19 protein-coding genes and 1 pseudogene are annotated in these 24,006 nt (G+C 56.5%); 9 read left to right on the plus strand and 11 right to left on the minus strand.

Annotation, left to right across the window (positions count from 1 at the left end):
- Positions 1 to 155 precede the first annotated feature (155 nt).
- Positions 156 to 2,690 (minus strand): DUF5686 family protein, encoded by a 2,535-nt coding sequence (locus tag KYK14_RS13835; RefSeq protein WP_219159602.1) that lies wholly within the window; start codon positions 2,688 to 2,690, stop codon positions 156 to 158.
- Between the two features lie 193 nt (positions 2,691 to 2,883).
- On the opposite strand from KYK14_RS13835, the gene KYK14_RS13840 reads away from it, so the two are divergent.
- Complete coding sequence (locus KYK14_RS13840; protein ID WP_343217104.1) at positions 2,884 to 3,921, plus strand: transglutaminase-like domain-containing protein; 1,038 nt, start codon at positions 2,884 to 2,886, stop codon at positions 3,919 to 3,921.
- A gap of 77 nt (positions 3,922 to 3,998) precedes the next feature.
- Here the strand turns inward: KYK14_RS13840 and KYK14_RS13845 are convergent, their stop codons facing one another.
- Positions 3,999 to 5,696, minus strand: a complete 1,698-nt coding sequence (locus tag KYK14_RS13845; protein WP_219159604.1) for a S41 family peptidase — start codon at positions 5,694 to 5,696, stop codon at positions 3,999 to 4,001.
- A gap of 385 nt (positions 5,697 to 6,081) precedes the next feature.
- Here KYK14_RS13845 and ruvX point away from each other — a divergent pair, with 385 nt between their 5' ends.
- A complete protein-coding gene (gene ruvX / locus KYK14_RS13850; protein WP_187319241.1) occupies positions 6,082 to 6,492 on the plus strand; it encodes a Holliday junction resolvase RuvX in 411 nt (136 codons plus the stop codon).
- Positions 6,489 to 7,091: a peptide deformylase gene (gene def, locus KYK14_RS13855; protein ID WP_185281608.1), complete on the plus strand. Its 603-nt coding sequence runs from the start codon at positions 6,489 to 6,491 to the stop codon at positions 7,089 to 7,091. Before ruvX ends, def begins: the two co-directional genes overlap by 4 nt.
- A 79-nt stretch (positions 7,092 to 7,170) precedes the next feature.
- Here def and KYK14_RS13860 read toward each other — a convergent pair.
- Positions 7,171 to 7,755, minus strand: a pseudogene (locus KYK14_RS13860) (DUF5694 domain-containing protein); the annotation flags it as partial.
- A 47-nt stretch (positions 7,756 to 7,802) separates the two neighbouring features.
- Between KYK14_RS13860 and KYK14_RS13865 the strand changes: the two are divergent.
- The gene (locus tag KYK14_RS13865; protein ID WP_219159606.1) at positions 7,803 to 8,354 is read left to right on the plus strand and encodes a LytR/AlgR family response regulator transcription factor; all 552 of its coding nucleotides are present in this window, start codon (positions 7,803 to 7,805) and stop codon (positions 8,352 to 8,354) included.
- Between the two features lie 2 nt (positions 8,355 to 8,356).
- Here KYK14_RS13865 and KYK14_RS13870 read toward each other — a convergent pair whose 3' ends face one another.
- Complete coding sequence (locus tag KYK14_RS13870; RefSeq protein ID WP_219159608.1) at positions 8,357 to 9,124, minus strand: hypothetical protein; 768 nt, start codon at positions 9,122 to 9,124, stop codon at positions 8,357 to 8,359.
- A 123-nt stretch (positions 9,125 to 9,247) separates the two neighbouring features.
- Here KYK14_RS13870 and KYK14_RS13875 point away from each other — a divergent pair, with 123 nt between their 5' ends.
- The 5 genes from KYK14_RS13875 (at position 9,248) to KYK14_RS13895 (ending at position 14,216) form a co-directional block, all read left to right on the plus strand.
- The gene (locus KYK14_RS13875; RefSeq protein WP_246601846.1) at positions 9,248 to 10,228 is read left to right on the plus strand and encodes a zinc dependent phospholipase C family protein; all 981 of its coding nucleotides are present in this window, start codon (positions 9,248 to 9,250) and stop codon (positions 10,226 to 10,228) included.
- 84 nt (positions 10,229 to 10,312) lie between these two features.
- Positions 10,313 to 10,627, plus strand: a complete 315-nt coding sequence (locus tag KYK14_RS13880) for a CD225/dispanin family protein (RefSeq protein WP_185281603.1) — start codon at positions 10,313 to 10,315, stop codon at positions 10,625 to 10,627.
- Between the two features lie 6 nt (positions 10,628 to 10,633).
- On the plus strand, positions 10,634 to 11,050 hold the full coding sequence (locus tag KYK14_RS22205; protein WP_219159610.1) for a DUF2752 domain-containing protein: 417 nt from the start codon (positions 10,634 to 10,636) through the stop codon (positions 11,048 to 11,050).
- A 166-nt stretch (positions 11,051 to 11,216) separates the two neighbouring features.
- The gene (locus KYK14_RS13890) at positions 11,217 to 13,547 is read left to right on the plus strand and encodes a patatin-like phospholipase family protein (protein ID WP_219159612.1); all 2,331 of its coding nucleotides are present in this window, start codon (positions 11,217 to 11,219) and stop codon (positions 13,545 to 13,547) included.
- Between the two features lie 69 nt (positions 13,548 to 13,616).
- A complete protein-coding gene (locus tag KYK14_RS13895; RefSeq protein WP_219159614.1) occupies positions 13,617 to 14,216 on the plus strand; it encodes a Uma2 family endonuclease in 600 nt (199 codons plus the stop codon).
- Positions 14,217 to 14,287: 71 nt separating this feature from the next.
- On the opposite strand, the gene KYK14_RS13900 is transcribed toward KYK14_RS13895, so the two are convergent.
- From KYK14_RS13900 to argG, 7 genes are all read right to left on the minus strand, one after another.
- Positions 14,288 to 14,749, minus strand: a complete 462-nt coding sequence (locus KYK14_RS13900) for a hypothetical protein (RefSeq protein WP_219159616.1) — start codon at positions 14,747 to 14,749, stop codon at positions 14,288 to 14,290.
- Between the two features lie 139 nt (positions 14,750 to 14,888).
- Positions 14,889 to 18,113, minus strand: a complete 3,225-nt coding sequence (gene carB, locus KYK14_RS13905) for a carbamoyl-phosphate synthase (glutamine-hydrolyzing) large subunit (protein WP_219159618.1) — start codon at positions 18,111 to 18,113, stop codon at positions 14,889 to 14,891.
- A gap of 95 nt (positions 18,114 to 18,208) precedes the next feature.
- A complete protein-coding gene (locus KYK14_RS13910; protein WP_219159620.1) occupies positions 18,209 to 18,577 on the minus strand; it encodes a hypothetical protein in 369 nt (122 codons plus the stop codon).
- Positions 18,578 to 18,674: 97 nt separating this feature from the next.
- Entirely contained in the window at positions 18,675 to 19,760 is a 1,086-nt protein-coding gene (gene carA / locus KYK14_RS13915) for a glutamine-hydrolyzing carbamoyl-phosphate synthase small subunit (RefSeq protein WP_219159622.1), read from the minus strand.
- A 533-nt stretch (positions 19,761 to 20,293) separates the two neighbouring features.
- Positions 20,294 to 21,433, minus strand: a complete 1,140-nt coding sequence (locus KYK14_RS13920) for an aspartate aminotransferase family protein (protein WP_219159624.1) — start codon at positions 21,431 to 21,433, stop codon at positions 20,294 to 20,296.
- A gap of 114 nt (positions 21,434 to 21,547) precedes the next feature.
- Positions 21,548 to 22,537, minus strand: coding sequence for an N-acetyl-gamma-glutamyl-phosphate reductase (gene argC, locus KYK14_RS13925; RefSeq protein ID WP_219159626.1), 990 nt, complete (start codon positions 22,535 to 22,537; stop codon positions 21,548 to 21,550).
- A gap of 187 nt (positions 22,538 to 22,724) precedes the next feature.
- On the minus strand, positions 22,725 to 23,909 hold the full coding sequence (gene argG / locus KYK14_RS13930) for an argininosuccinate synthase (protein WP_208306673.1): 1,185 nt from the start codon (positions 23,907 to 23,909) through the stop codon (positions 22,725 to 22,727).
- Positions 23,910 to 24,006: the final 97 nt, after the last annotated feature.

Here is a 24,006-nt window from a genome sequence, read left to right on the forward strand (position 1 = left end):
GCTGGATATGCGCGCGAAGTAGAGGTTGTTTTTTTATTTGTCATCCTGAGCTTGCGAAGGACCTTCTCACGCATGAACAAGTCGTTGTTACGAGTATCTTTCATGCGTGAGAAGGTCCTTCGCAAGCTCAGGATGACAGCGCGTTTAGCACAGAATCACAGCTTGAACTGAAAGCTGACTTTAGCGCCGAAATTCCGAGCGCCGGGGGAGTCGCGGTAGGTGAGGCGGTGAATGAAATCGACACGCACTACCCTAAAGATATTCTCAACGCCATAGCCTAGCTCGGCATAGGGTGCCCGGCCTAGCGCCTGGAAGGTAGGGAGCGGCTCACCAAACTGGTTTTCGGTGGGGTTGATGGCCCGGTTGGCCCTGCTGATTCCCCCGTACAGCACGTTGCCAGTTACCAGTAGGCGCCAGTTCAGCTTGCGCAGCAGCGGCACGCTATTGATAAGAAAGCCATCCAAGTGGTTTTCGAGCTTGAGCGCCACGTATTTGTCGCTCACAAACTCAAAGTACCGCATCAGATTATAGGCGCCGGCATTGTAAAAGGGCGTTTGGTTGCCGAGGTGGTTTTTGAGCAGGGGGTAGGGCACCGTGCTCGGAATGTAGCCCGCGTCCAGAATATAATCGGTGCGGCCGAGCTGGCCTAATTTCACACTTTGCGTTACCAGAAAATTCAGCTTCTGATATTTGAAATCGCTACCCAGCACGTTGTTGAGGCCCACCGTGTAGCGGAGCGTAAACACCGGCCAGCGCATCAACCCAATAGAGTAGCGGCGGTTTTGCGTCTGACTCTGCACCAGCACCTGGTCGCGGGCGTAGCGCGATTCCACCACAACTTCCGACAAAGTAAAATTGTCTTCGGTGGGGGCACCAGGCGCGGGCACATCGGTATAGTAAGCAAAGGGGTAGAGCGGACGGAACTGCTGGTGGCGGAGTATCACTTTCTGTGTGAATCCCCGAAATAGGTCGCTTTGCAAGGATACGCTGCTCAGTTCGCGCAGTAGCGGTCGGCTGCTACGGATGTTGCCCAGGCGCGCCGAGGCTTCAAACAGTGGGTTTTCCAATGCGTAGGCGTTGTCGAGCAGGGCAATCTGCTCGATATCGTGCCGGCGCTCTACGGTAGCTACCGTCCAGGTGCGGCGGTCCAGAATGCGACTGACTTGCGCGCCGTACTTAAAGCGACCATCGCGGGTACCATAGGCCAGATAGGTGCGCAGCAGCCAGTTGCGGCTAATAGCGGGGGTAGTCCGAAAGCCGAACTGAAAGCGGTTGCCTTCAATGCTGTTGAAGGCGTAGGTGCTTAGCACGGGTCCCAGATCCAGCTTGCCCACGCGGTAGTAGCCGTTTACGGCAATGTCCATGATATCAAGTACCGTGCGTACTTCGGGTAGGCGCTGCACCGAGTCGAGGGTAGCAAAGGTGCCTTGCTCGCGGGCCGTGAGCGTATCGGGGCGATTGGTCTCCCAAAAACCGGGTGGCGTTTCGTAGGCGCTGGCCAGGGTCTCGATGGGCAGATTGTAGAATTCGGCCGGGCGGTCCTGGTTCACCACAAAGTCGGAATTGATGGTGGTAAACTCGGCCCGGAATGCCGGGCTTTTCTTGAGCGGCTTCACACCCAGCTCCACGTGCGTGCGGCGCGGCAGGCCCGGCCCAGCCGATGAGGCCACCATGTCCTGTTGCACCACAATGTTGTCGGCAAAGTTGAGGTTCACGGAGGGGCTCACCTTCAAATCCACCCGGCGCAGGGCATACGTTTCGGCGTTGATCCAAATCAGGCCCGTAAAGGCTAGGTCGGCCGGTCGGCGCGGCTCCACAGCAATACGATAACAGTAATCGGAACCCAGGAATACGGAATCTTGCAGCTCGTATTCGTAGGTGAATTTCCAGCCATCGGCAATGGGTGAGATGAAGTCTTTGCCCAACAACTGCTGCCAGTTGCGGTAGAAGTCCCAGTCCTGAAACGATGTGCCCATGATCTGCGACAGCACCGAGCCCTCACGTGGGGCCAGGCCGTGCATCTGCGTATGCCGGATTTCCTCACGCGTTAGGCGCGGCTGCGACTGCACGTAGAAGCGCGAAATGGCTTCGGAAGCGAAGATGGGTAGGGCCACCCGCCCGGTGGTGCTGTCGCCCAGCGCGCCCAGGCTGTCGGCCACGTTTTGGATCTGCTGGAACAGGCTACCCTCCTCCGGGTCGCGGGGCATATTGGCCAGAAACACCTGGAGGCGGTTGTAGCTGTCGAAATCGTAGGTGTTGAGGCTGCGCTTGTTGTTCTCGTTTTTGTGCACCTGCACCAGCCGCAGGATGCGGTAGGCCGGGTTTTCGACCTCGCCGGGCGGGCGTATTGTTACCTCTCCTAAAGTGAAGCCGCCCCCGCCGGCCAGGGCAAAATTGACGGTCTGCGTGGGTTGCGTCCCCACGGCTTTCTTCAATGGTGTAAGCCCCAGCGCCGAAGCACCCAGCGAATCGACGGGCTGTGCCACGGTGAGGGTGAAGCGGCCGTTTTCGTCGGCTGTGGTGCCTTGGCTGGAGCCCGGCACAAACACCGAGGCAAACGGCACGGCCTTGCCGGACTTGGCTTCCGTAACGCGCCCAGCAAAGCGTACCTGCTGCGCCACCGCCGACAGCATGCTCAACATCAGCAGCAGCCCTACCAGAAAATACACACGCGGCCGCAGCAAAAGCATAGAATAATATAACGAAAGGATGCCCGCCTCCCTTTACTGACAGACGAAGTTAAAGTTACGGTATATCCGGCAGGCAGGTGCCAACGTTCTCGGGAAAGTACTTGGTTCCGAAGTAGCTTCCCAAGAGCACGGCCATTTGCTCGTATCTTTGTCTGGAACGGTCCTGGGCCTTATATACTATACTCAACAACACGTGAAAATTCGAGAACGGGGACCGCGCCGGCCGGCGCGGATGGCTACCCTGGTAGCCGCTCTAGGGCTTATTAGCCAATCTGTGGTGCTTGCGCAGTCGTCGTCAACGGCGCCTCGCACCCGCACGGTAGCCGTGGAATACACCGCCACGCTCCACGACCTACCCACTACCACCCACTATCTGGACCTGTGGCTTCCCGTGCCGCACGACGATAAGTCGCAGGAAATTATCGGTGTAAGCATCACCTCGCCGTATCGCTACGAAATAGCGACTGGCCCCTACAACAACCAGATGGTGCACCTGCGCGTGGCGCAGCCCCCAGCCGATGGTTTCACGGTGAAGCTGCAATTCCAAGCCGTACGGCGCGAGCATTTGAACCCGTTCTTGAGCGCGGGTCGCAAGCCTACCAAGGCCGAAGCAAATGACCCCAATATGGCTCGGTGGCTCCAACCCGACCGCCTAGTGCCCATTGATGCCCAGATCAAGACTTGGGCCACGGAGGTAGTGACCAAGGCCAACGCCAAAACTGACCTCGAAAAAGCCCGCGCCATCTACAACCACGTAGTCAGCACCGTGCAATACGACAAAACCGGCCAGGGCTGGGGCCGCGGCGACATCTACTACGCCTGCGACGCCCGCCGCGGCAACTGCACCGACTTCCACGCTATTTTTATTGGCTATTGCCGGGCGCTGGGTATTCCGGCGCGTTTCAGCATTGGCTTCCCCCTACCCGCCGAGCGGGGGAGCGGCCAGGTGCAGGGCTACCACTGCTGGGCCGAGTTCTACACCAAGCAAACTGGCTGGGTGCCCGTCGATGCTTCCGAGGCAGCCAAGAACCCGGACCGCCGCCAGTACTTTTTCGGCGCGCACGATGAAAATCGCGTGGAATTCACCCGCGGCCGCGACCTGACCCTGACGCCCCCGCAACAGGGCGACCCGTTGAACTACTTTATCTACCCCTACGCCGAAGTAGATGGTAAGCCGTTCGATAAAATCGACCGCAAGTTCACGTATCAGGACAAGGTACAGGTACCGTAGCCGGTCCACCGCAATAAAGGCAAAGGCCGTGTTTCTGTACAGAAACACGGCCTTTGCCTTTATTGCGGTGTGCTGTTCTACTTCATCGAAGTTAAATTCTGCGTAAGCAACGCGGAGCCGTTCTGAAAGCTGCGCATGGCTTGGAGCAACTCAGCGTCTTGCTGCTGTACTACTTGATAAAAGGCCGTGTTGCCATAGGCATGACGGGCTATAAGTGCTTTCAACTGTGTGCGCAGCAATAAAGCAGAACGGTTTTGCTCAGCGATGGAAGCACGCGTACCAGCTTTAGCTGCCAGAGCAGCCAGCATTTTTAACTGCTGGTCCGTAATCTGAAATTGCTGGTTGAACTGCTCGAAGCGCAGGCCAGCCAACTCTGCTTGGTGGTCCTGATAGAAGTTTAGAGCAAACTCCCGGATCAGGTTCAGCTTTTGCAACTTAGTGTAATACGCCGATTGCAGCAGCGTGTCGCAGGGCACGAAGAGGTCGGGCATGATGCCGCCGCCACCATATACGGTACGGCCGTGGGCCGTGCGGTAGCGCAGGGAGTCAGCGAAGTGGATGCTGTCGGCGTGCAGGTACTCACCGTGGCGCTGGCGGTTGGCTAGCTCCTGCTCGTACGCCGTTGCTCCACCCTGGTACGACTTCTGAATGCAGCGCCCTGAAGGCGTGAAGTAGCGCGCAATAGTCAGGCGTAACTCCGAGCCGTCGTTGAGGGTGATGGGCTGTTGCACCAGACCTTTGCCGAAGGTGCGCCTACCTACCAACAGGGCGCGGTCGTGGTCTTGCAGGGCGCCGGCTACCACCTCGGCGGCCGAGGCACTATTTTCGTCTACCAGCACTACCAGCGGGCCTTCCTCAAACTCGCCGGTTACGCGGGCGAAGGTTTGGGTGTCAAACTGGTCGCCTTTGCCGTCGGTGTACACCAGCTTGCGGGTGCCGCCAATGAACTCATCGGCAATCTTGGTGGCGCGGTCGAGGTAGCCGCCGGGGTTGCCGCGCAGGTCCAGCACGAGGCGGGTCATGCCCTGGCGGCGCAGGTCGCCCAGCGCCTGCTTAAACTCATCGAACGTACCACTGGCAAAGCGGCTGATTTTGATAAAGCCCGTCTGGTTGTCCAGCATATAGCTCACATCCAGCGAGTTGTTGGCAATGCGGTTGCGCGTTACCAGCATCGTGAAGGGCGTGCGCTGATGACGGCGCATCACCAGCAGCGGCACGCGGCTGCCGCGGGGGCCACGCAGCAGGCCCAGTACTGACTCAAGCGACGTGTGTTTGCCCGAAACTGTGGTTTCGCCGATGCGCAGGAGCCGGTCGCCGGGTAGCAGGCCGGCCATTTCGGCGGGGCCGCCGCTGAGCGGGGCTACCACCGTTACAGTGTCATGGAAGATGTTTACCTCGGCACCTACCCCGTCAAAGTCGCTCTGTAACAACACAGAAGCCTGCTGCTGCTCGCGGGCCGGGATGAATACCGTATGCGGGTCCAACTGCTCCAGCATCCGGCTGATGGCGTAGTCCGACAGGGCTTCGGCATCCACCGAATCCACGTAGTCGCGGTCCACATAGCTCAGGATTTCCTTGAATTTGAGGTAGCCGCGGGAGGTACCGTCGGGGTTCTGGCTGGATGGCCGGAATGGGTTGGCGCCCACCAAAATGCCGCATACCAGCACAATAGCCAGTAGCAACGGTTGCCGTACCTGCCACTGCCGGTTGTTGGGCGCCTGCTCGGGTGCTACAGCTGGGCGAGGGGTAGGGGCAATGGTCGGCTCAACAGGCATAAGCAAAGGCGGCGTAACGGTTATGACGATAATGCAATCCTGAAGCGGCTACACTATTCAAGTGTAGTAAAACTTTTTCAAGAATAACGCCATAGTGTAATAAAGGCAGCTATTTCGGATAACAATACAATTTGATCTTGTTAAACGCCTATATATGCTGTTTTATTCTTTGATTTACGTAAAAATCCTAGTATCGGGTTGTATTATATAGATTAATTAAAATTATAATTTTAATAATTTACCCGTAGATAGTTTGATCGAAAATCTAATCAAAGCAGGCTGACAATAGCAATATTCTGGCAGTTCCGCTTGGCCATCGTATCTTTGTGCTACCCATGCCAAGAGGAACTATATGGCGCAGGTGGGTGGTTTTTTACAGCTACTAATGGGGCGGATTCTTGCTATTGACTACGGTCACAAACGTGTGGGCCTGGCGGTAACGGACCCCTCACAGCTCATTGCGTCGCCGCTGGATACGGTGCACAGCAAAGACTTGCTGGCGTACCTGAAAGCCTACCACCAGCGTGACCCGCTGGCTGCCTTGGTGGTAGGGATGCCGCGCACCCTGCTCAACGAGGCCACCGACGCCACCAGCGCCGTAGTAGGACTGGTGCGGCAGTTGCGGCGCGAGTTTCCGGCGGTGCCGGTACACGAGGTCGACGAGCGGTTTACCTCACGCATGGCGCACGCTACCATGTTGGCCGGCGGACTAGGCAAGAAAGCCCGCCGCGATAAAGCCACGGTGGACCGCATCAGCGCGGCCATCATTTTGCAATCTTTCCTTGAATCCCGATGATTTACCCTGTTGTTGCCTTCGGCGACCCTGTTTTAAAAGCTCGCGCCCGCGACCTGCCCGCCGATTTTTCGGCTGATGAGCTAAAGCAGCTCGTGGCCGATATGTACGATACCATGTACTACGCCCACGGGGTAGGCCTAGCCGCGCCTCAGATCGGCAAAAGCGTGCGCCTATTTGTGATTGACTCGGCGCCGATGGTAGACGAGGAGGACGAAAACGGCGAACCAGTGCAGCTGGAAGCCACCGCTCAACCCGTGAAACGCGCTTTCATCAACCCGCAGATCATTCACGAAGAAGGCGAGGAGTGGGGCTTTGAAGAAGGCTGCTTGAGCATTCCGGGCGTGCGCGAAATGGTATACCGTCAGCCCGTGGTAACACTGCGCTACGAAGACGAAAACCGGCAGTCTCACGAAGAAACCTTCTCTGGCATGACCGCCCGCGTGATTCAACACGAGTACGACCACCTGGAAGGTGTGCTGTTCACCGACAAGATTTCGTCCTTCAAAAAGCAGTTCATCAAAGGCAAGCTTGCTCGCATCAGCAAAGGCGACGTGAAAGCCGACTACCGGATGCGGTTTCCGCTGGTAAAGCAGCGGTAGAGAAACAGACTGATATATACATGAATAGTCACGGCCCACTCGAAGTATTTCGGGTGGGCCGTGACGGTTTGTGTGTGCCCTACTTGCTGGTGAGTAGGGGCAGTACGTCTTGCACTTCAAACAAAGAATTGTATTGCAAAATCGACTTCAAGAAAGCCACGTGACCTTGGCCGATCAGTAGCACAATGGCTTTGTCGTGCTGCACATACACGGCGCGGAGTAAGTTGTTGTAGATACGCACGTTGCGCTTGAAGAACTCGTCGGCCAAATCGGCGCCGGCATAGTTGGGGCCGCCACCTACGCGGGCTAGTTCGAGCAGATAAGTATCCATATTGCCCTGATCGGCTGCTATGGTGTTCATGCGGGCAAACTGAGTCAGGAGCGTATTGCTGGAGGAAATATAGGTAGAAGACTTTGGAGCAGTGCGTACACGGGCCTTAATCAAGCGGCCAACGCTATCTTGTGGTACTTCCAAGAAGGCATCTTTCAAGATTTGCTCCTGTCCGTGCTGTTTAGCATAGGCCTTGGTAGCATCGTAGTCGAACACGCCGTCGGCATCGGCGCAGTACACGCGGGGGCGGTTCAGCTTCTTGGCTAAGCGGTAGCCTACCTGGTACACCTCGTTGTTGCCGAGTGTGAACTGGTTTTGACGGTAAAGCGCGTAGGTGCTGTCTACAAAATGCCGGCGCTCTTGGGTCCATTGGTATTCAGATGCCGGAGCTGACGGGCCTGCAGTTCCTGAAAATCTGCGGCAATCGGTGCAAAGTGGTGCTTACCACCGCCTACCCCGAGTATGCCTTGGAAGGCTACGAGCACGACGTGGTGGACTACCTGCTCAAGCCTATTGCCTTCGACCGGTTTTTGCGGGCCGTGCAAAAAGCGCAGGCGCTATTTCCTGCGCCGGCCTCTGCTCCACTTCCCGCGCCTACCCCAGCGGCGCCGTCTATAGGCAGTTCCCTGTTTGTGAAAAGCGAAAGCAAGAACAAGTTTCTGCGCCTCGACTACGCCGACATTCTCTACGTAGAGGCCCTGAAAAACTACGTGTCCATCGTGACGCCGGGGCAGCGCGTGGTCACCTACCAAACCCTGAAAGACCTGAGCGAGCAGCTACCGCAGCCGCCGTTTCTGCGGGTGCACAAGTCCTACCTGGTGTCGCTGGACAAAATTCGGATGGTAGATGGCAACACCATTTACATTGCAGACCACACCATTCCGGTAGGCGAAACCTACCGCGATACGCTGTTTCGGCTGGTGCGAGAGTAAGGCTACTGCTGCAACTCCTCAAGTTTTGCGGCCAGTTGCTGCCCGAAATAGCTCTGTTTCAGCGAGTCAGGGAGGGCGCGGTAGTAGGGCTGGATAATCTTGACATCCGGACGGTTGTGGGTGTTATCCAGCAGGGCATACGCCGTGAGTTCGGAGTGCGGGTGTTGCTTCGCAAACAGCACCGCTGAATAAGCCATGTAATCCGGAAAGCGGGTTTCAAATTTTCGGGCCGAATCGGACCATTGCTCTATGAGCGCACGGTTGCCGGAGTCGTAGGTTTGTACCATCTTGGCGGTCAGCAGGCTTCTATCCACGAAGTATTTGTTCCACAGGCTGTCGTTGAGGTAGAGGTAACGTTCCAACTCTTTTTGCTGCGGCGAGGTAGAAAAAACGGTGGCATTGCGGAGGTAGGAGCCAATTTCCAGCCGCTGATAAATGTGGTAGAAAGTACGCTTTTGCTGGTCTTTGGGCAACAGGGTTATCTGGATGGAATCGGCAGGAAGGTAGATTTCTGCATGAATATTTATTGTTTTGTCTGTATCACTGCGGACGTTTACACTATACACATCTGGCTGTGTAACGGTACCCGCAAATACCAATTGGCCCGCACGAATTTCGGCCGTATCTATTGGGCCGGGGTGATGCAGACGGGCGAAGCAATCCGGGCAGTTGGCTACTTTAATGAGGTAGGGATAGTGTTTTGCTTGTTGCTGGCAACTGGTTAATAAAGTTAGAATCGAGAAGAGCGAAAGAAGGAATTTAGACAGCATAAGCAATAGTAGATAGCGTGAGGAATCGGTAGCCAGCATCAGAATATAGCAGTCTGCTAGTATACGCGACGCAGACAGGCAAGATGCTTGTAGTGAGCCTCCTGTACTTTCTTTATTTCTCGAATGCGCGCTACTATTATTCTATTCTCTGTATGCTGTTTACTTCTACTCCCCACCGCACCTACCCACGCCTGGGGCTTCTTCAGCCACCGACTGATTAACCGGCTGGCGGTGCTTACCCTACCCCGCGAAATGATTGGCTTCTACAAAGCCAACATTGACTACCTCACCGAAAACGCCACCCGGCCCGATTCGCGTCGCACGGTGGTGCCCGGCGAGGCCGCCCGCCACTTCCTGGATGTGGACGTGTACGGCGATTCGGCCCTCACCAAAAACGGCCTGCCCCGCAACTTCGCCGACGCCGTAGCCCGCTACGGCGAAGACTCCTTGATGCGCCACGGCATTGTGCCCTGGCAGGTAGCCCAGATGAAAGGCCAGCTCACGGTCGCCTTCCGGGAGCACAACACCGACCGCATCCTGCACCTCTCCGCCGACCTGGGCCACTACGTAGCCGACGCCTGCGTGCCGCTGCATACCACCCGCAACTACAATGGCCAGTTTACGGGTCAGCGCGGCATTCATGGGTTGTGGGAAAGCCGCTTGCCGGAGCTGCTGAGCACCGAATTCGACCTGATGGTAGGCCAGGCTGCCTACCTCGACCGACCCACGGAGGCCATCTGGCAGGCCGTGGCCGCTTCGCACGCCGCCGTCGATTCAGTCCTGCGCTTCGAGCGGGAGCAGACGCTGCTGTTTGCCGCCGACCGCAAGTATGGCTACGAGGAGCGGGGCGGCCAGACCATCCGGACCTACTCCCGCGATTTTGCGCGCGCCTACCACCGCCAGCTCAATGGGCAAGTAGAGCGTCGCATGCGCCAGGCTGTGCGTCTGGTAGCGGCTTTTTGGTACACGTGCTGGGTGGATGCTGGTCAGCCCGATCTGGACAAGCTGCCCCGCACACCCTCAGCCAAGGAGCAGGAGCGTTTAGCCCAGGAAGCAGCTCGTCAGCAGGCACCAACCCTACACGTACCCGGCCATGAGGACTAACCAGTAGCGCCACAAATTGGTGGTTTGCCCTGGATTCTCTACCTTATTTCGCACTTATACTCCATTTATCCCTTTTTCACTTCTATGGAAAATACCTACACTTCGCCTACCGGATTTACCCCGAGCGGCCCACCTCCCAAAAACTGGCTGGTTGAGTCTATTCTGGTTACGATTTTTTGTTGCCTACCCTTTGGTATTGCAGGCATCGTGAATGCGGCCAACGTTAATTCCCGTTGGGCTGCTGGCGACCGTGACGGCGCCTTACACGCTTCGCAGCAAGCTGGTAAATGGACGAAGATTGGCTTCTTTGTGAGCATTGCGGGCACTGTTGCCTACCTGGCGTTCGTTTTCCTGTTTGGTGGCTTAGCAATGCTAAACGGATTGGGGTCTGGTAATTAAGTAGTTGTGAACGAGTCTGCTGAGCCGCGATGGGGTAAGCTGGCCAGCCTACTGGTGTTGGGTGGGGTAGGGCTTCTACTCCTATACTTTCGCCTCAATCCGGCGCACTACCCTTTCCCACGCTGCCCGGTGCACTGGCTAACGGGGCTGCACTGCCCTGGCTGTGGCACCCAACGCGCCTTGCACGCGCTACTGCACGGTAGGGTAGGGCAGGCGGTCCACTACAATTTGCTGGCCGTAGGCTACGCGCCGGTGGTGGTGGTAGGCGCCTTCGAAGAAGCTTGGCTGCGCGGCGGAGCATCGGCCCGCAGAACCTCCTTTCTGTATAGCGTCTGGTTTGGTTGGTTGACGGTAGGTGGGGTCGTGTTGTTTACGATTCTGCGCAATCTGCCAACCTCTGTTGGCTATTGGCTGGCTCCATAACACGCTGTGGTATACAACTTGCGAAGCCCGACGTAAGCTCGTCGGGCTTTCGTATAACAGTCGAGTAGCAAACCGTTTGGTGGTGTAGCGAAAGCCGGGCACAACCCGGTTCCGTCGGCTGCGTACGAAACTCGCTGCCGATGTTGCAGCCTTTCCATATCACTATATGAAGAAACAGTTCTGTTTACTTGTTGCCCTGCTGCTGAGCCTGCTAAACTCAGTATACGCCCAAAAGGTAGGTCTTGTACTTAGTGGCGGCGGCGCCAAAGGCCTGGCACACGTGGGCGTGTTGCGCGTGCTGGAGCAAAACCGTATCCCCATCGACTACATTGTGGGCACTAGCATGGGCGCCATTGTAGGCGGCATGTACGCAGCCGGATACTCGCCCGACGAGATTGAAGAAATTGTACTGAAGCCAGAGTTTCAGAACTGGGTGAGTGGCTCGCCGGTGGAGGGCAAAGTCTACAATTATTACGACATCGACCCCACGCCCGCTGCCCTGCACCTGCGCCTGGCCATCGACTCGACGCTGAAAACCCGCGTGACGCCTAAGCTCGTCAACGACGTGACGCTCAACTATGTGCTGGCTACCATGCTGGCACCCGCTGGCGCCATTGCCAACTACAACTTCGATAACCTGCTGGTGCCCTACCGTAGCGTGGCCTCGGAGGTGTTCACCCGCGAGAAAGTAGTGCAAAAGAGTGGTTCTTTGTCTGATGCCGTGCGCAATTCCATGGCGTTTCCGCTGGCGTTCCGGCCTATCCGGCAGGAAGATGGGCGCTACCTGTTTGATGGGGCCGTGGTGGATAACTTCCCGACAGACGTGATGCGGAACGAGTTCAAGCCCGACATCATGATTGGGGTGAACGTAGGCGACGTCGCTTTTAATAAATACCCCAAGGACAAAGACGATAAACTGCTGGCCAGCACGCTGATATTCCTGGGCTCCAACGTAGCCGATACCACATCGGTAGGCCCCAATGGCATCTATATTCAGCCCAACCTGAATGACATCACGGCGGCTGACTTCAACAAGGTAAAGCAGTTGATTCAGTATGGCGCGCAAGCCGCTGAGCGCAAGCTTCCTCTGATTCTGGAGCGCATCCAGCGGCGCGAAGATACCGTGGCGCTACAGGCGCGGCGCCGGGCTTTTCAGGAACAGGCTCCGCGCCCTGTGTTCAAACGTATTGATGTGCAGGGCCTGCCTCAACGACAGCAAGGCTTTGTGCGCCGTTTCTTCCAGAAAACGGGGTCCAGCTACTCGCCTAGCGATATTGAAGAAGGCTACTACCGCCTAGTCAACAACGACTTCTTCAACAACGTGTATCCCCGCATCAGCTACAACGACCAGTTGAAAGGCTACGTGTTGAACGTAGATGCGCGCCAAAACTCCAATCTTACTACTGATCTGGGCGTGTTGCTTTCGACGCGCTCCATGAGCAATATCTATCTGGGCCTAGGCTACCGCTACCTCAACAAGTACCTCTACTCGGTGCGGGCCGATGCTACCATTGGGCGCTTCTACAACGGGGCGCGGGGCTCGTTCCGCATCAGTATTCCCGGCAATACGCCCATTTACTTCGAGCCAACGATTACGTTCAACAATTTCAACTACCAGGATACGGGCGGTTTGCTGGGTGCCTCGGCCCAAAATACCCAACTTCAGCAGCGTGACCTCAAAACCTACCTGCAAGTAGGCTTCAGCCCCAACTACCGCAGCCGCTACGTGTTGAGCGTAGGCGCTTTCACCAACCGCGACCGATTTGCCAACACCAGCGACATCAACACCAGCGCCACCCTGGACCAAGACCGCCTACAGGGTGCTACCGGCGCTATCCGCTTCGAGCGCAACTCCCTGAACCGCCGGCAATATGCCGTAAGTGGCCGGCGCGTAGAGTTTGGTTTCCGGGGTGTGGCGGCGCGGGAAAAATACGCGCCCGGCAGCACCGCCGACAGCTTGCAGGGACTTAGCCGCAACCATCAATGGGTGAAGTTGGGTATCTACAACGAGCAGTATTTTACGTTCAATAAAACCGATTCGGTAGGCAGTAGGGTGCACGCCTGGGGCTACCTGGTAGAGTCGCAGATCAGTACGCAAGGGCGCTTTGCCAACTACCGCGCCTCCCTGACGATGGCCCCCGCCTTCCTACCCCTGCCCGATTCGCGTACCATCTTCCTGGACCGCTACCGGGGCACGGCCTACGCCGCGGCGGGCCTGCGCTACATCAAGGCTATTGTAGGTTCGCTGGAGTGGCGCACCGAAGGCTACGTGCACGTGCTGGTGCGCCCCTGGGAACGGCAGGATAATAACCCGCTATTAGCACAACGTGGCCCGGCCATCAGCCGTCCCTACTTCACAGCCATGACGGGCTTCGTGTACCAAACGCCCGTTGGCCCGGCCTCGCTGCAATTCATTCATTACGACGCGCCTACCCGGCAGTTTAGCGTGTTTGCGCACATCGGCTTCGTGCTGTTCCGCGAACGGTCGTTGGATTAGGGTAGGGCGGTCTGCCGAAGCCGTGTGGCTATTTTGTATCTTTGGTAAGCACCTGCTTTTCTATATGCTATGACACTTGCTGATATCCATGATAACGCGGTGGTGCTGCGCGGCTCCCTACTAGCCCGCCTGACGGATGAGGAGTTTTTCGACTTCTGCCAGCAAAACCCCGACCTGCGTTTGGAACGTACCGCCGACCACGAAATCATTGCTATGCCTCCCGCCGGAGCCGAATCCAGCCGTAAATCGAACGAAGTATTATTTCAGCTGACGCTGTGGAACCGTCAGCACCAGCTGGGCTATGTGTTTGAGTCCTCCGCTGGGTTTACCCTACCCGATGGTTCGGTTCGCTCGCCTGATGCCTCATGGGTACCCAAAGCCGCCTACGATGCTCTTACGGAGCAGCAACGCCTGCGTTTTCCGTCGGTTTGCCCCGTGTTCGTGGTGGAAGTCCGCTCGCCATCCGATGGGTTGACTGCATTACGCCGCAAGATGGAAACCTACCTGGAAAATGGTGTAGCTGTAGGCTTCCTCCTCGACCCCAGTACCGAAACCGCCACCATCTACCGCCACGGGCGGGAATCAGAAGAAATTTCCGGATTTAATAGCACTTTAAGTGCTGAGCCAGCATTGCCGGGGTTTGTACTGGATTTGCGGCCGCTGCGGTAGGATAGTTGGCTGCGCGAGCTTAATACAGCTAACCCCCGTCAATAAGAAATACGCGTACTCAATGAAGCACATTACTGAGTCTTCGAGTACATAACACGACCATTGGGGTAAGCTTTTGCTGTCGTGACTAGTAAGTTAAACCCTGCTTGCGCAGCCTTACTACCTGACTTCCCGAAAATATATGACTCCGAGTTGGATTTATGCTTTCGAAGGTTTGCAGTAGGGAATGTACTCCGAGTATCAGTTATGCTGCTTCCACTTAATGTAAGAATGCCGGGTACTATTTGAGAAATAACTACTGTCACATTCGCTGCATTCAATCTTCGATTTTCTGAATTATAGGGCAGGGCAAGGTAATCGGCAGATAACCCTATCTGCTTCTGATAAGCAATTTGAAAACCGTGGATTTGTAGCAAAGCAGCTATTGCACGCAAGGCTATTTGCGCGCTGTCAGTTGTGTATAAAATAACCCGATCGGCGCCTTCACTAGGTAGTATGGTTGGCTTCTGCCAATGTTCTGGTAATTGAGCCAACGTTTGGCTGCATAAGCAAAGAAATAAGCCAGCCGTGCATAGGATCTTCATTACGTAACAATATCTATGGTGTATAAAAAAACCGTTGAACAGCCCAAGATCAGGCCATTCAACGGTTTTATCAAACTAAAGCTTAGCGCTATTGCGCCTTATACTCGTTCCAACTCTTAATCTTCAAATCCGACATTTCCAGCTTGCAGAACGCTTTGATAAACGCCTTCGCCAGGCGTGCGTTCGTAATGAGTGGCGTGTTGAAATCGACGGCAGTGCGGCGGATTTTGTAGTCGTTGTCCAACTCGCCCTTGGTCAGGTTCTTGGGTATGTTGATGACTAGGTCGATTTTCTTCTCGCGCAGGTAGCTGATGACGTTCGGTTCCTGATAGTCATCGGGCCAGAAGAGAAGCTGGGAAGGCACGCTATTTTCGGCGAAGAAGCGGTGCGTGCCCTGGGTGGCGTAGAGCGTGTAGCCCTTTTGCACCAGCAACTTCGCGGCGGATAGAAGTGCCACTTTGGAGGCAATTGGCCCGCCGGAAATCAGCACCGACTGCTTCGGAATGCGGTAGCCCACCGACAGCAGCGACTTTAGTAGCGCCTCCTCCGGCGAGTCGCCCAGGCAGCCTACCTCGCCGGTTGAGGTCATGTCCACGCGCATCACCGGGTCGGCGCCTTGCAGGCGCGTGAAGGAGAACTGTGAGGCCTTCACGCCCACGAAGGTAGAGTCGTACACTAGCTCGCTGGCGTCGCGCTCCACGGGTAGGCCCAGCAGCACTTTGGTGGCCTTCTTGATAAAATTGTGGCCCGAAATCTTCGACACGAAGGGGAAACTGCGCGAGGCGCGCAGGTTGCACTCAATGACGCGGATTTCGCCGTTCTTCTCCAGGAACTGAATGTTGAACGGCCCGCTGATTTCAAAGCGCTTGGCAATCTGCTCGGCAATGGTTTTCAGCTTGCGCACCGTGCCCACGTACACCCGTTGGGGTGGGTAGTACATGGTGGCATCGCCGGAGTGCACGCCGGCAAACTCCACGTGCTCGGAAATGGCATAGCTCACGATGTCGCCGTGGTCGGCCACCGCGTCCAACTCAATTTCCTTGGCATCCTGAATAAACTCCGATACCACCACGGGGTACTCGGCGCTAACCGCCGAGGCCAGGTCCAGGTAGGCTTCCATCTCGTCGCGGTTCGATACCACATTCATAGCCGCGCCCGACAGCACGTAGCTTGGCCGGATCAGCACCGGGAACCCTACCTCCTGCACAAACTCATACACGGCATCCAGGGTCGTCAGTTCGCGCCAGCGCGGTTGGGCAATGCCTAGTTCGTCGAGAATAGAGGAGAACTTGTGACGGTTTTCGGCTTCGTCGATGCGGGCGGGGGCAGTGCCCAGCACCGGCACCTCAGCATCGGCCAGGCGGGTAGCGAGGTTGTTGGGAATCTGACCGCCGGTAGAGAGAATTACGCCGGTTGGCTGCTCAAAATCCAGAATGTCCATCACCCGTTCGTAGCTCAACTCCTCGAAGTAGAGCCGGTCGCTCACATCGTAGTCGGTCGAAACGGTTTCGGGGTTGTAGTTGATAATGATGGACTTGTAGCCTTCTTCGGTTGCCGTTTGGGCAGCATTCACGCCGCACCAGTCAAACTCCACCGACGAGCCAATGCGGTACACGCCCGAGCCCAACACCACCACCGACTTATCGGTTTCGGGTTCCAGGTCGTTTTCGGTGCCGTGGTAGGTGGTGTAGAGGTAGTTGGTTTGAGCCGGGAATTCGGCGGCCAGCGTGTCAATCTGCTTCACTACGGGCAACACGCCCAAGGTCTTGCGCTGCTCGCGTACGATTAGCTCGTTGGCTTTTACGTCCTGGTTGCCGTAGAGCTTCACAGCCAGCTGCTGGTCCGAGAAGCCGGCTTTCTTGGTTTCGCGCAGCAACTCGGCGGGTAGGGCGTCGGCCGAATTCAGTTCACCTACCTGGTTGCCCAACTCGAAAATGGTGTAGAGGCGCTGCAAGAACCACAGGTCAATCCTGGTCAGATCGTGCACCTGCTGGATGGTATACCCCGCCTCGAAGGCCAGATTAATAGCGAAAATGCGCTCCTCGTTCGGCTCGCTCAGTAGCTTGTCAAGGGTAGCGTTGTCCACGGTTTCAGCGGCATTGCCCACGAAGCCGCGCTTGCCGGTATCCAGCATCCGCAGTCCCTTCTGAATGGCTTCTTCAAATGATTTGCCGATGCTCATCACCTCGCCCACGCTCTTCATGCTGCTGCCAATCTGCCGCGCCACGCCCGAGAATTTGCCCAAGTCCCAGCGCGGCAGCTTGCACACTACGTAATCGAGCGCCGGCTCGAAGAAGGCCGAAGTGGTCTGCGTCACGCTGTTTTTTAGCTCCGACAGTGCGTAGCCCAAGCTCAGCTTAGCAGCTACAAACGCCAGCGGATAGCCCGTGGCCTTGGAAGCCAGCGCCGAGGAGCGCGACAGGCGCGCATTCACCTCAATCACGCGGTATTCCTCGGAAAATGGGTCCAGGGCGTACTGAATGTTGCACTCGCCCACAATACCCAGGTGGCGAATGGTCTTGATGCCGATGCTGCGCAGCTTGTGGTACTCGCGGTTGCTCAACGTCTGCGACGGCGCCACCACGATGCTCTCCCCGGTGTGAATACCGATGGGGTCGAAGTTTTCCATGTTGCAGACCGTGATGCAGTTGTCATATTGGTCGCGCACTACTTCGTACTCCACTTCCTTCCAGCCCTTCAGCGACTCTTCCACCAGAATCTGGTCGGAAGTGGTGAAGGCTTTTTCGGCCAAAGCTGTTAGTTCTTCGTCATTGTTAGCGAAGCCGCTACCCAGGCCACCCAGCGCAAACGCCGCCCGCACGATGATGGGGTATCCGATTTCTTCGGCGGCTTTCAACGCATCGTCTAGGGTCGTCACGGCCCGGCTGCGGGCAATGAGCACGCCGATCTGGTCGAGCTTATCCTTGAAAATGTCGCGGTCCTCGGTGTCAATGATGCTCTGCACCGGCGTACCCAGCACCTTCACGTTGTACTTCTCGAAGATTCCGCCCTGGTACAGGGCCACGGCGCAGTTCAGAGCTGTTTGGCCGCCAAAGGCCACCAAAATGCCATCGGGCTGTTCCTTCTTGATGACTTCCTCCACGAAGTAGGGCGTCACGGGCAGGAAGTACACGTCGTCAGCAATGTTGTCCGACGTCTGCACGGTGGCGATGTTGGGGTTGATGAGGATGGTGCGGATGCCTTCCTCTTTCAGGGCCTTCAGGGCCTGCGAGCCAGAGTAGTCAAATTCGCCGGCCTCGCCGATTTTCAGCGCGCCCGAGCCAAGGACCAGGACTTTTTGTGGTTTGTTCATTCTAAGAGGTGGGTCACAAACCGCTGGAACGGTTATGTTAAAAGGCAGTCGTATAAAGTCGGCTATAGCCGATTCGCTTTGTGGCGGAGTACGTTTTATTTAGTAAAGAGAGTGTCGCTTCTCACTATTTTCCAGTTGCCGGACGGCCGTTTGGTCATCCAGATTTTGATAGCTGCATCGGCGCGTTCACCATCTAATAAAAAGCGAAAAACAAGAGAGTCTTTTTTGGCATTCAGGTTTTCAACCTTAAAGTTTTTGGCCGTTATCCTTCCTGTTCGACTAGTTATTCGGGGAGAAACTCTGGCCGAACTCATGGCTTTTGCAATCAAATCAGCTGGTTCACCGAGCATTGCTTTCATGAGTGTCTGCTGTCCCATATTCTTGAAAAAACAGAACGCGGCAAAAGCCAAAACACCCAGCAGCATATACCCCCAATTTGGAAAACCTCTACCTTTTGCTTGCATAAGAGTAATGGTCTAGGAAGTGATGAATCAGGAGAAAGGCACGCCATGCTTCGACTTTGCTACGCTCCAGTCAGCATGACGTTCTTTTTCGGCTGATTTACTTACCCTCCTTATATTCCTCTACCGCCTTCAAAAAGTCATCAAACATAAACTCCGTGTCCTGGGGCCCACCGGCGGCTTCAGGGTGAAACTGAGTGGAGAAGAACGGCTTGGTTTTGTGCTTGATGCCTTCGCAAGTGCCGTCGTTGAGGTTTTCGAACAGCATCTCCCACTCGGCAGGTAGGGTGTCGGTGTCTACCGCGAAACCGTGGTTTTGGCTGGTGATGTAGCTGCGCTTGGTGCCCGTGAGTAGGACAGGCTGGTTGTGGCTGCGATGGCCGTATTTTAGCTTGAAGGTGTTGCCGCCCGCGGCTAGGCCCATGAGCTGGGAGCCCAGGCAGATGCCGAAGATGGGCTTGTCTTGCTGCAAGGCGGTTTGGAGGTGGCCGATGGTCGCCTCACACATCTTCGGGTCGCCGGGGCCGTTGCTGAGGAACAGGCCGTCGTAGTCGAGCTGGGTGAAGTCGTAGTCCCAAGGCACGCGAATCAGCTCCACGTCGCGCTCTAGGAAGCAGCGGATGATGTTGGTCTTGGTGCCGCAGTCTACCAGCACAATTTTGTTGCTGCCGCTGCCGTAGTGCTTCACTTCGGTGGGGCTCACCTGGGCTACTAGGTTATCTTGGTTGGGGTCGTGCAGGGGCACGTCGTCCTCGGCCACAATTTTGCCCAGCATGGCGCCTTTCTCGCGCAGCTTCTTAGTGAGTAGGCGCGTGTCGACGTCAAAAATGCCGGGGATGTTGTATTCCGACAGCCAGTCGCCCAGGCTCTTGGCGGCGTGCCAGTGGCTGTGTTCCTCGGAGTAGTAGTTCACCACTAGCCCGGCCACGTGAATCTTATCCGATTCAAAAATCTTGGAAATAGACTCATACAGGTCCTCGCCGGGTACGCCGTAGTTGCCTACCATCGGGTAGGTGAGCACCAGAATCTGCCCGGCAAACGACGGATCCGTGAGGTTTTCGGGGTAGCCAGTCATGGCTGTGCTGAACACGACTTCGCCCGCGGCCGATGTGAAGGCGCCGAAGGATTTGCCCTGAATTTCGGTGCCGTCTTCCAGCACCAGCTTCACCGATTTAGCGTTTTCCACTCTGTTTTGCGTAAAAGGGTTTACTCTGTTATTTAATTTCTGCGGTAGTCAGGCAGGCTGATTTCTGCTATGTTGCAATAGACTGAAGTGGCAGGTGCGCCATCGTTCCACGCAACGCTGATCGGGACCTTGCCATCGGAGCAAAATGCGTCAATTTATCTCCCGTGCCAAGCATCTGGCGGGGGCGCCGCTTGTCCTCAGCCAGCCTTTGGAAACGACCCGATATTTTTTCGGCTGGAACAGGACCGAAAATCAGGGGTCTGTTCCAGCCGAAGCAGGATGAAAGCCAAACGGGAGCAAAGGAATGCGTTTCACGAGGCCCCGCGCACTGCCGCTTCCGAATGTCAGGCATCGGGAAGTCGGGCGGGCACGACTGCGGGAAGGAAAAAGGAATGGCCGTTCTTTCAAGGAAAGAACCAGCCGGCTGCTGCGTACTGGTAGCCAATGGCAGCGTGCAGCTAATCAGAAGGGGAGCGTGGCTCGTGAGCTTCGTCGTGCTACTCATTGGGGTTGCAAGTTAGGCCACAAGTCGCTTACTTCCTCGCCTCCGCCGGAATAAGTGTATACAACGCTTCCAAAAACCGGTCTACTTCCTCCTTTGTGATATTCAGCGGTGGTAGCAGACGCAGCACGCCGGGGTCGGAGGCATTGCCTACAAAGATGTGGTGCTCCGACAACAGCTTGTCGCGCACCTCTTTTACGGGGAAGTTGTACTTGATGCCAATCATCAAACCCCGACCGCGGATTTCCTCAGCGCCGGCGTTGGCTTCTAGCTCCTGCCGCAAGTAGTCGCCCATCTCATGCGCGTGCTCCACCAGGTTTTCCTGCTCAATGACTTCCAGCACGGCCAGTGCGGCAGCGCAAGCCAGGTGGTTGCCGCCAAAGGTAGTGCCCAGCAGCCCATACGAAGCTTTCAGGGTAGGGGCAATCAGAATGCCGCCGATAGGAAAACCGTTGCCCATGCCCTTCGCTACCGAAATAACGTCGGGCTGAATGCCTGCCCACTGATGCGCGAAGAACTTGCCACTGCGGCCGTAGCCGCACTGCACTTCATCAGCAATCAGCAGGGCACCGTATTGCTTGCACAGCTCGGCTAGTTCGCGTAAGAAGTCGTCTGAAGGCATGATGATGCCGCCTACCCCTTGAATAGGTTCGATGATAGCGGCGCATACATCGCCCGCTTGCAGGGCTTGCTCCACCTCGGCCAAGTCGTAGGGTAGGAAGCTCACGGCGTGGTTAGCGTTGAAAGGCGCCACAATCTTCGGGTTATCCGTAGCCGCCACCGCGCCCGACGTACGGCCGTGGAATGCGCCTTTAAAGGCAACAACTCGGCTCTTGCCCGTGTGGAACGATGCCAGTTTCAGCGCATTCTCGTTGGCCTCGGCGCCCGAGTTGCACAAAAACAGCCCATACTCCGGGTAGCCTGACACCTCGCCCAACTTCTGCGCCAGCTCCCGCTGAATCGGAATCTGCACCGAGTTGGAGTAGAAGCCTAGGTTCTGAAGCTGCTCGGTGAGGCGCTGCACGTAGTGCGGGTGGCTGTGTCCGATGGAAATCACGGCGTGGCCGCCGTAGAAGTCGAGGTATTCCTGCCCGTTGTCGGCCCACAGCTTCGCCCCAAGCGCCCGTACGGGCGTGATGTTGACGAGCGGATAAACGTTGAAGAGGTCCATGATGATAAGCAGTTAGCGCCGTTCTGGTACCCAGGGTAGAAGCCCTGGGCTAATCAGCATTTCGGCAAATTTCGTTACGTAACCCAGGGTTTTAACCCCAGGGTATCCGAGCTGTTAAAACAACGCCGCCTTCAATCCTAGCCCCGTCGTTTCTGGTAGCCCAAAAAGCAAATTCATATTCTGCACCGCCTGCCCCGAAGCGCCTTTAATCAGATTATCGAGAGCCGACGTGATAAGTAGTTGCTTCCCGAATTTCTGCACGTGCAGCAGGCACTTGTTGGTGTTCACTACCTGCTTCAAGTGGATTTCCTTATCCGAAACCGTAGTAAATACCGCATCGGCGTAGAAATTTTGATATAGCTCCCGCGCCTCGTCCTGGCTCAATTCCGACGGCGTGTAGACGCTGGCGAAGATGCCCCGCGTAAAGTTGCCGCGGTAGGGAATGAAGTTAATATCAACTTCTGCCTGGGGCTGGAGGTACCGCAGACTCTCCCCAATCTCGCCCAGGTGTTGGTGCTTGAAAGGCTTGTAAATGGAGATGTTGCCCGTGCGCCAAGTGAAGCCCGTGGTTTCAGTTAGTTCTCGGCCAGCACCGGTGCTGCCAGTGATGGCCGAGACGTGCACCGCATCCGTGAGCTTACCTGCCGCCGCCAGGGGTAGAAGCGCCAGCTGAATAGCCGTGGCAAAGCACCCCGGATTGGCAATGCTCTGCGCCTGCTGAATGCGGCTGCGGTTCATCTCGGGCAAGCCGTACACAAACTCCCTACCTTCAAACTCGGCGTCAGCTTCTAGGCGGAAGTCGTTGCTGAGGTCGATGATGTGGGTGGTTTCGGGCAGATTGCTCTTTTCCAGCCACGCCTTGGAGTTGCCGTGGCCCAGGCACAGGAACACCACGTCCTCATCGCCAGCCAGGTCCGACGCAAATCGCAAATCGGTATCGCCTACCAGGTCGTCGTGGACTTGGTAGACGGGATTGCCAGCGTTGGACGAGCTGACGATGGCACTCAACTCCGCGTATTCGTGGTGCAGCAGAATGCGAATCAGCTCCCCGGCCGTGTAGCCAGCGCCGCCCACAATGCCGACTTTGATGTTGTGATTTTGCATGGTCTAGTTGCCCTCCTAGGTGGACCCCACCCCCCGGCCCCACTCTCCTTGATATGGAGAATCCTTCGGGAGAGGGGGAGCCACGGTGGCGTGAACAACAGTTAGGACTAAAAAACTAAAAGTAGAAACTAGTCCCCCTCTCCCGAAGGATTCTCCATATCAAGGAGAGTGGGGCTAGGGGGTGGGGTTACTCGTTGAACGAGCTGTGAATCCGCAACTGATTGCTGAAGATCTTGATGAAGCCCCGCGCGTCGCGCGAATCCCAGGCGTTGTTTTCCTCGCCGTAGGTCGCCACTTTGGACTGCATCATGTCGTATTTCGACTCGATGCCTTGCAGTTCGAACTGGTAGGGCTTCAGCGTCACGAACACCTTGCCCGACACCCGCTCCTGCGACGATTCCAGCAATGCCTCAAAGTCGCGCATCACCGGGTCGAGGTATTGGGCCTCGTGGAGTAGGGTGCCGTACCAGTTGGCCACGTATTCCTTATGAATCTGCTGCCAGCGCGAGCTGGTATGCTTTTCCAATAAATGGTGTCCTTTCAGCAAGATCAGCGGAGCGGGTGCCTCGAAGCCCACACGGCCTTTGATGCCCAGAATGGTGTCGCCCACGTGCGTGTCGCGGCCGATGGCATATTGACCAGCCAACTCGTTAAGCTTTTGGATGAGTGCCACGGGTGCCATCTGCTCGCCGTTCAGCGCTACGGGTTCGCCCTTCTCGAAGGTGATTTCCACGTTCGTCGGCTCGGTCTGCGTGAGTTGGGTAGGGTAGGCCGATTCGGGTAGCGCCTGGCGCGAAGTCAGCGTTTCAACGCCGCCTACGCTGGTGCCCCAAATACCCACGTTGATAGAATACTTCGCCTTCTCCCAGCTCATCTCGAAGCCCTGCTGTTGCAGGTATTCGATTTCCTGCTGACGCGAAAGTTTCAGGTCGCGGATGGGTGTGATGATTTCCGTATTGGGCGCGATGACCGCAAACGCCACGTCGAAGCGCACTTGATCGTTGCCGGCGCCGGTGCTGCCGTGGGCAATGTACTCGGCCCCGGTGCTGCGGGCGTACTCGGCAATAGCCAGCGATTGGAACATGCGCTCGGCACTCACGCTCAGCGGGTACGTGTCGTTCTTTAGAATATTCCCGAAAATCAGGTAGCGCACACACTCGTGGTAGAATCGCTCCGTCACGTCGATAACTTCGTGCGTGGTAGAACCCAATTCGTAGGCACGCTTTTCAATAGCGGCCAATTCCTCGGGCGAGAAACCGCCCGAATTCACAATTACCGTGTGGACTTCCAGCCCAAGTTCGCGCGACAAATACACGGCGCAGTAGGACGTGTCGAGGCCGCCGCTATAGGCGAGGACTACCTTTTTCTTCATTTCAGAGAGTTAGAGGATGTATGCGAAAATAGGGAGAGGGTAGGAGAACGTCATTCCGATTAACCCCACCCCCGGTCCCTCCCCTCCGGGAAAGGGG

The organism is Hymenobacter profundi (assembly GCF_019334315.1).
GTDB classification, from domain to species: domain Bacteria; phylum Bacteroidota; class Bacteroidia; order Cytophagales; family Hymenobacteraceae; genus Hymenobacter; species Hymenobacter profundi.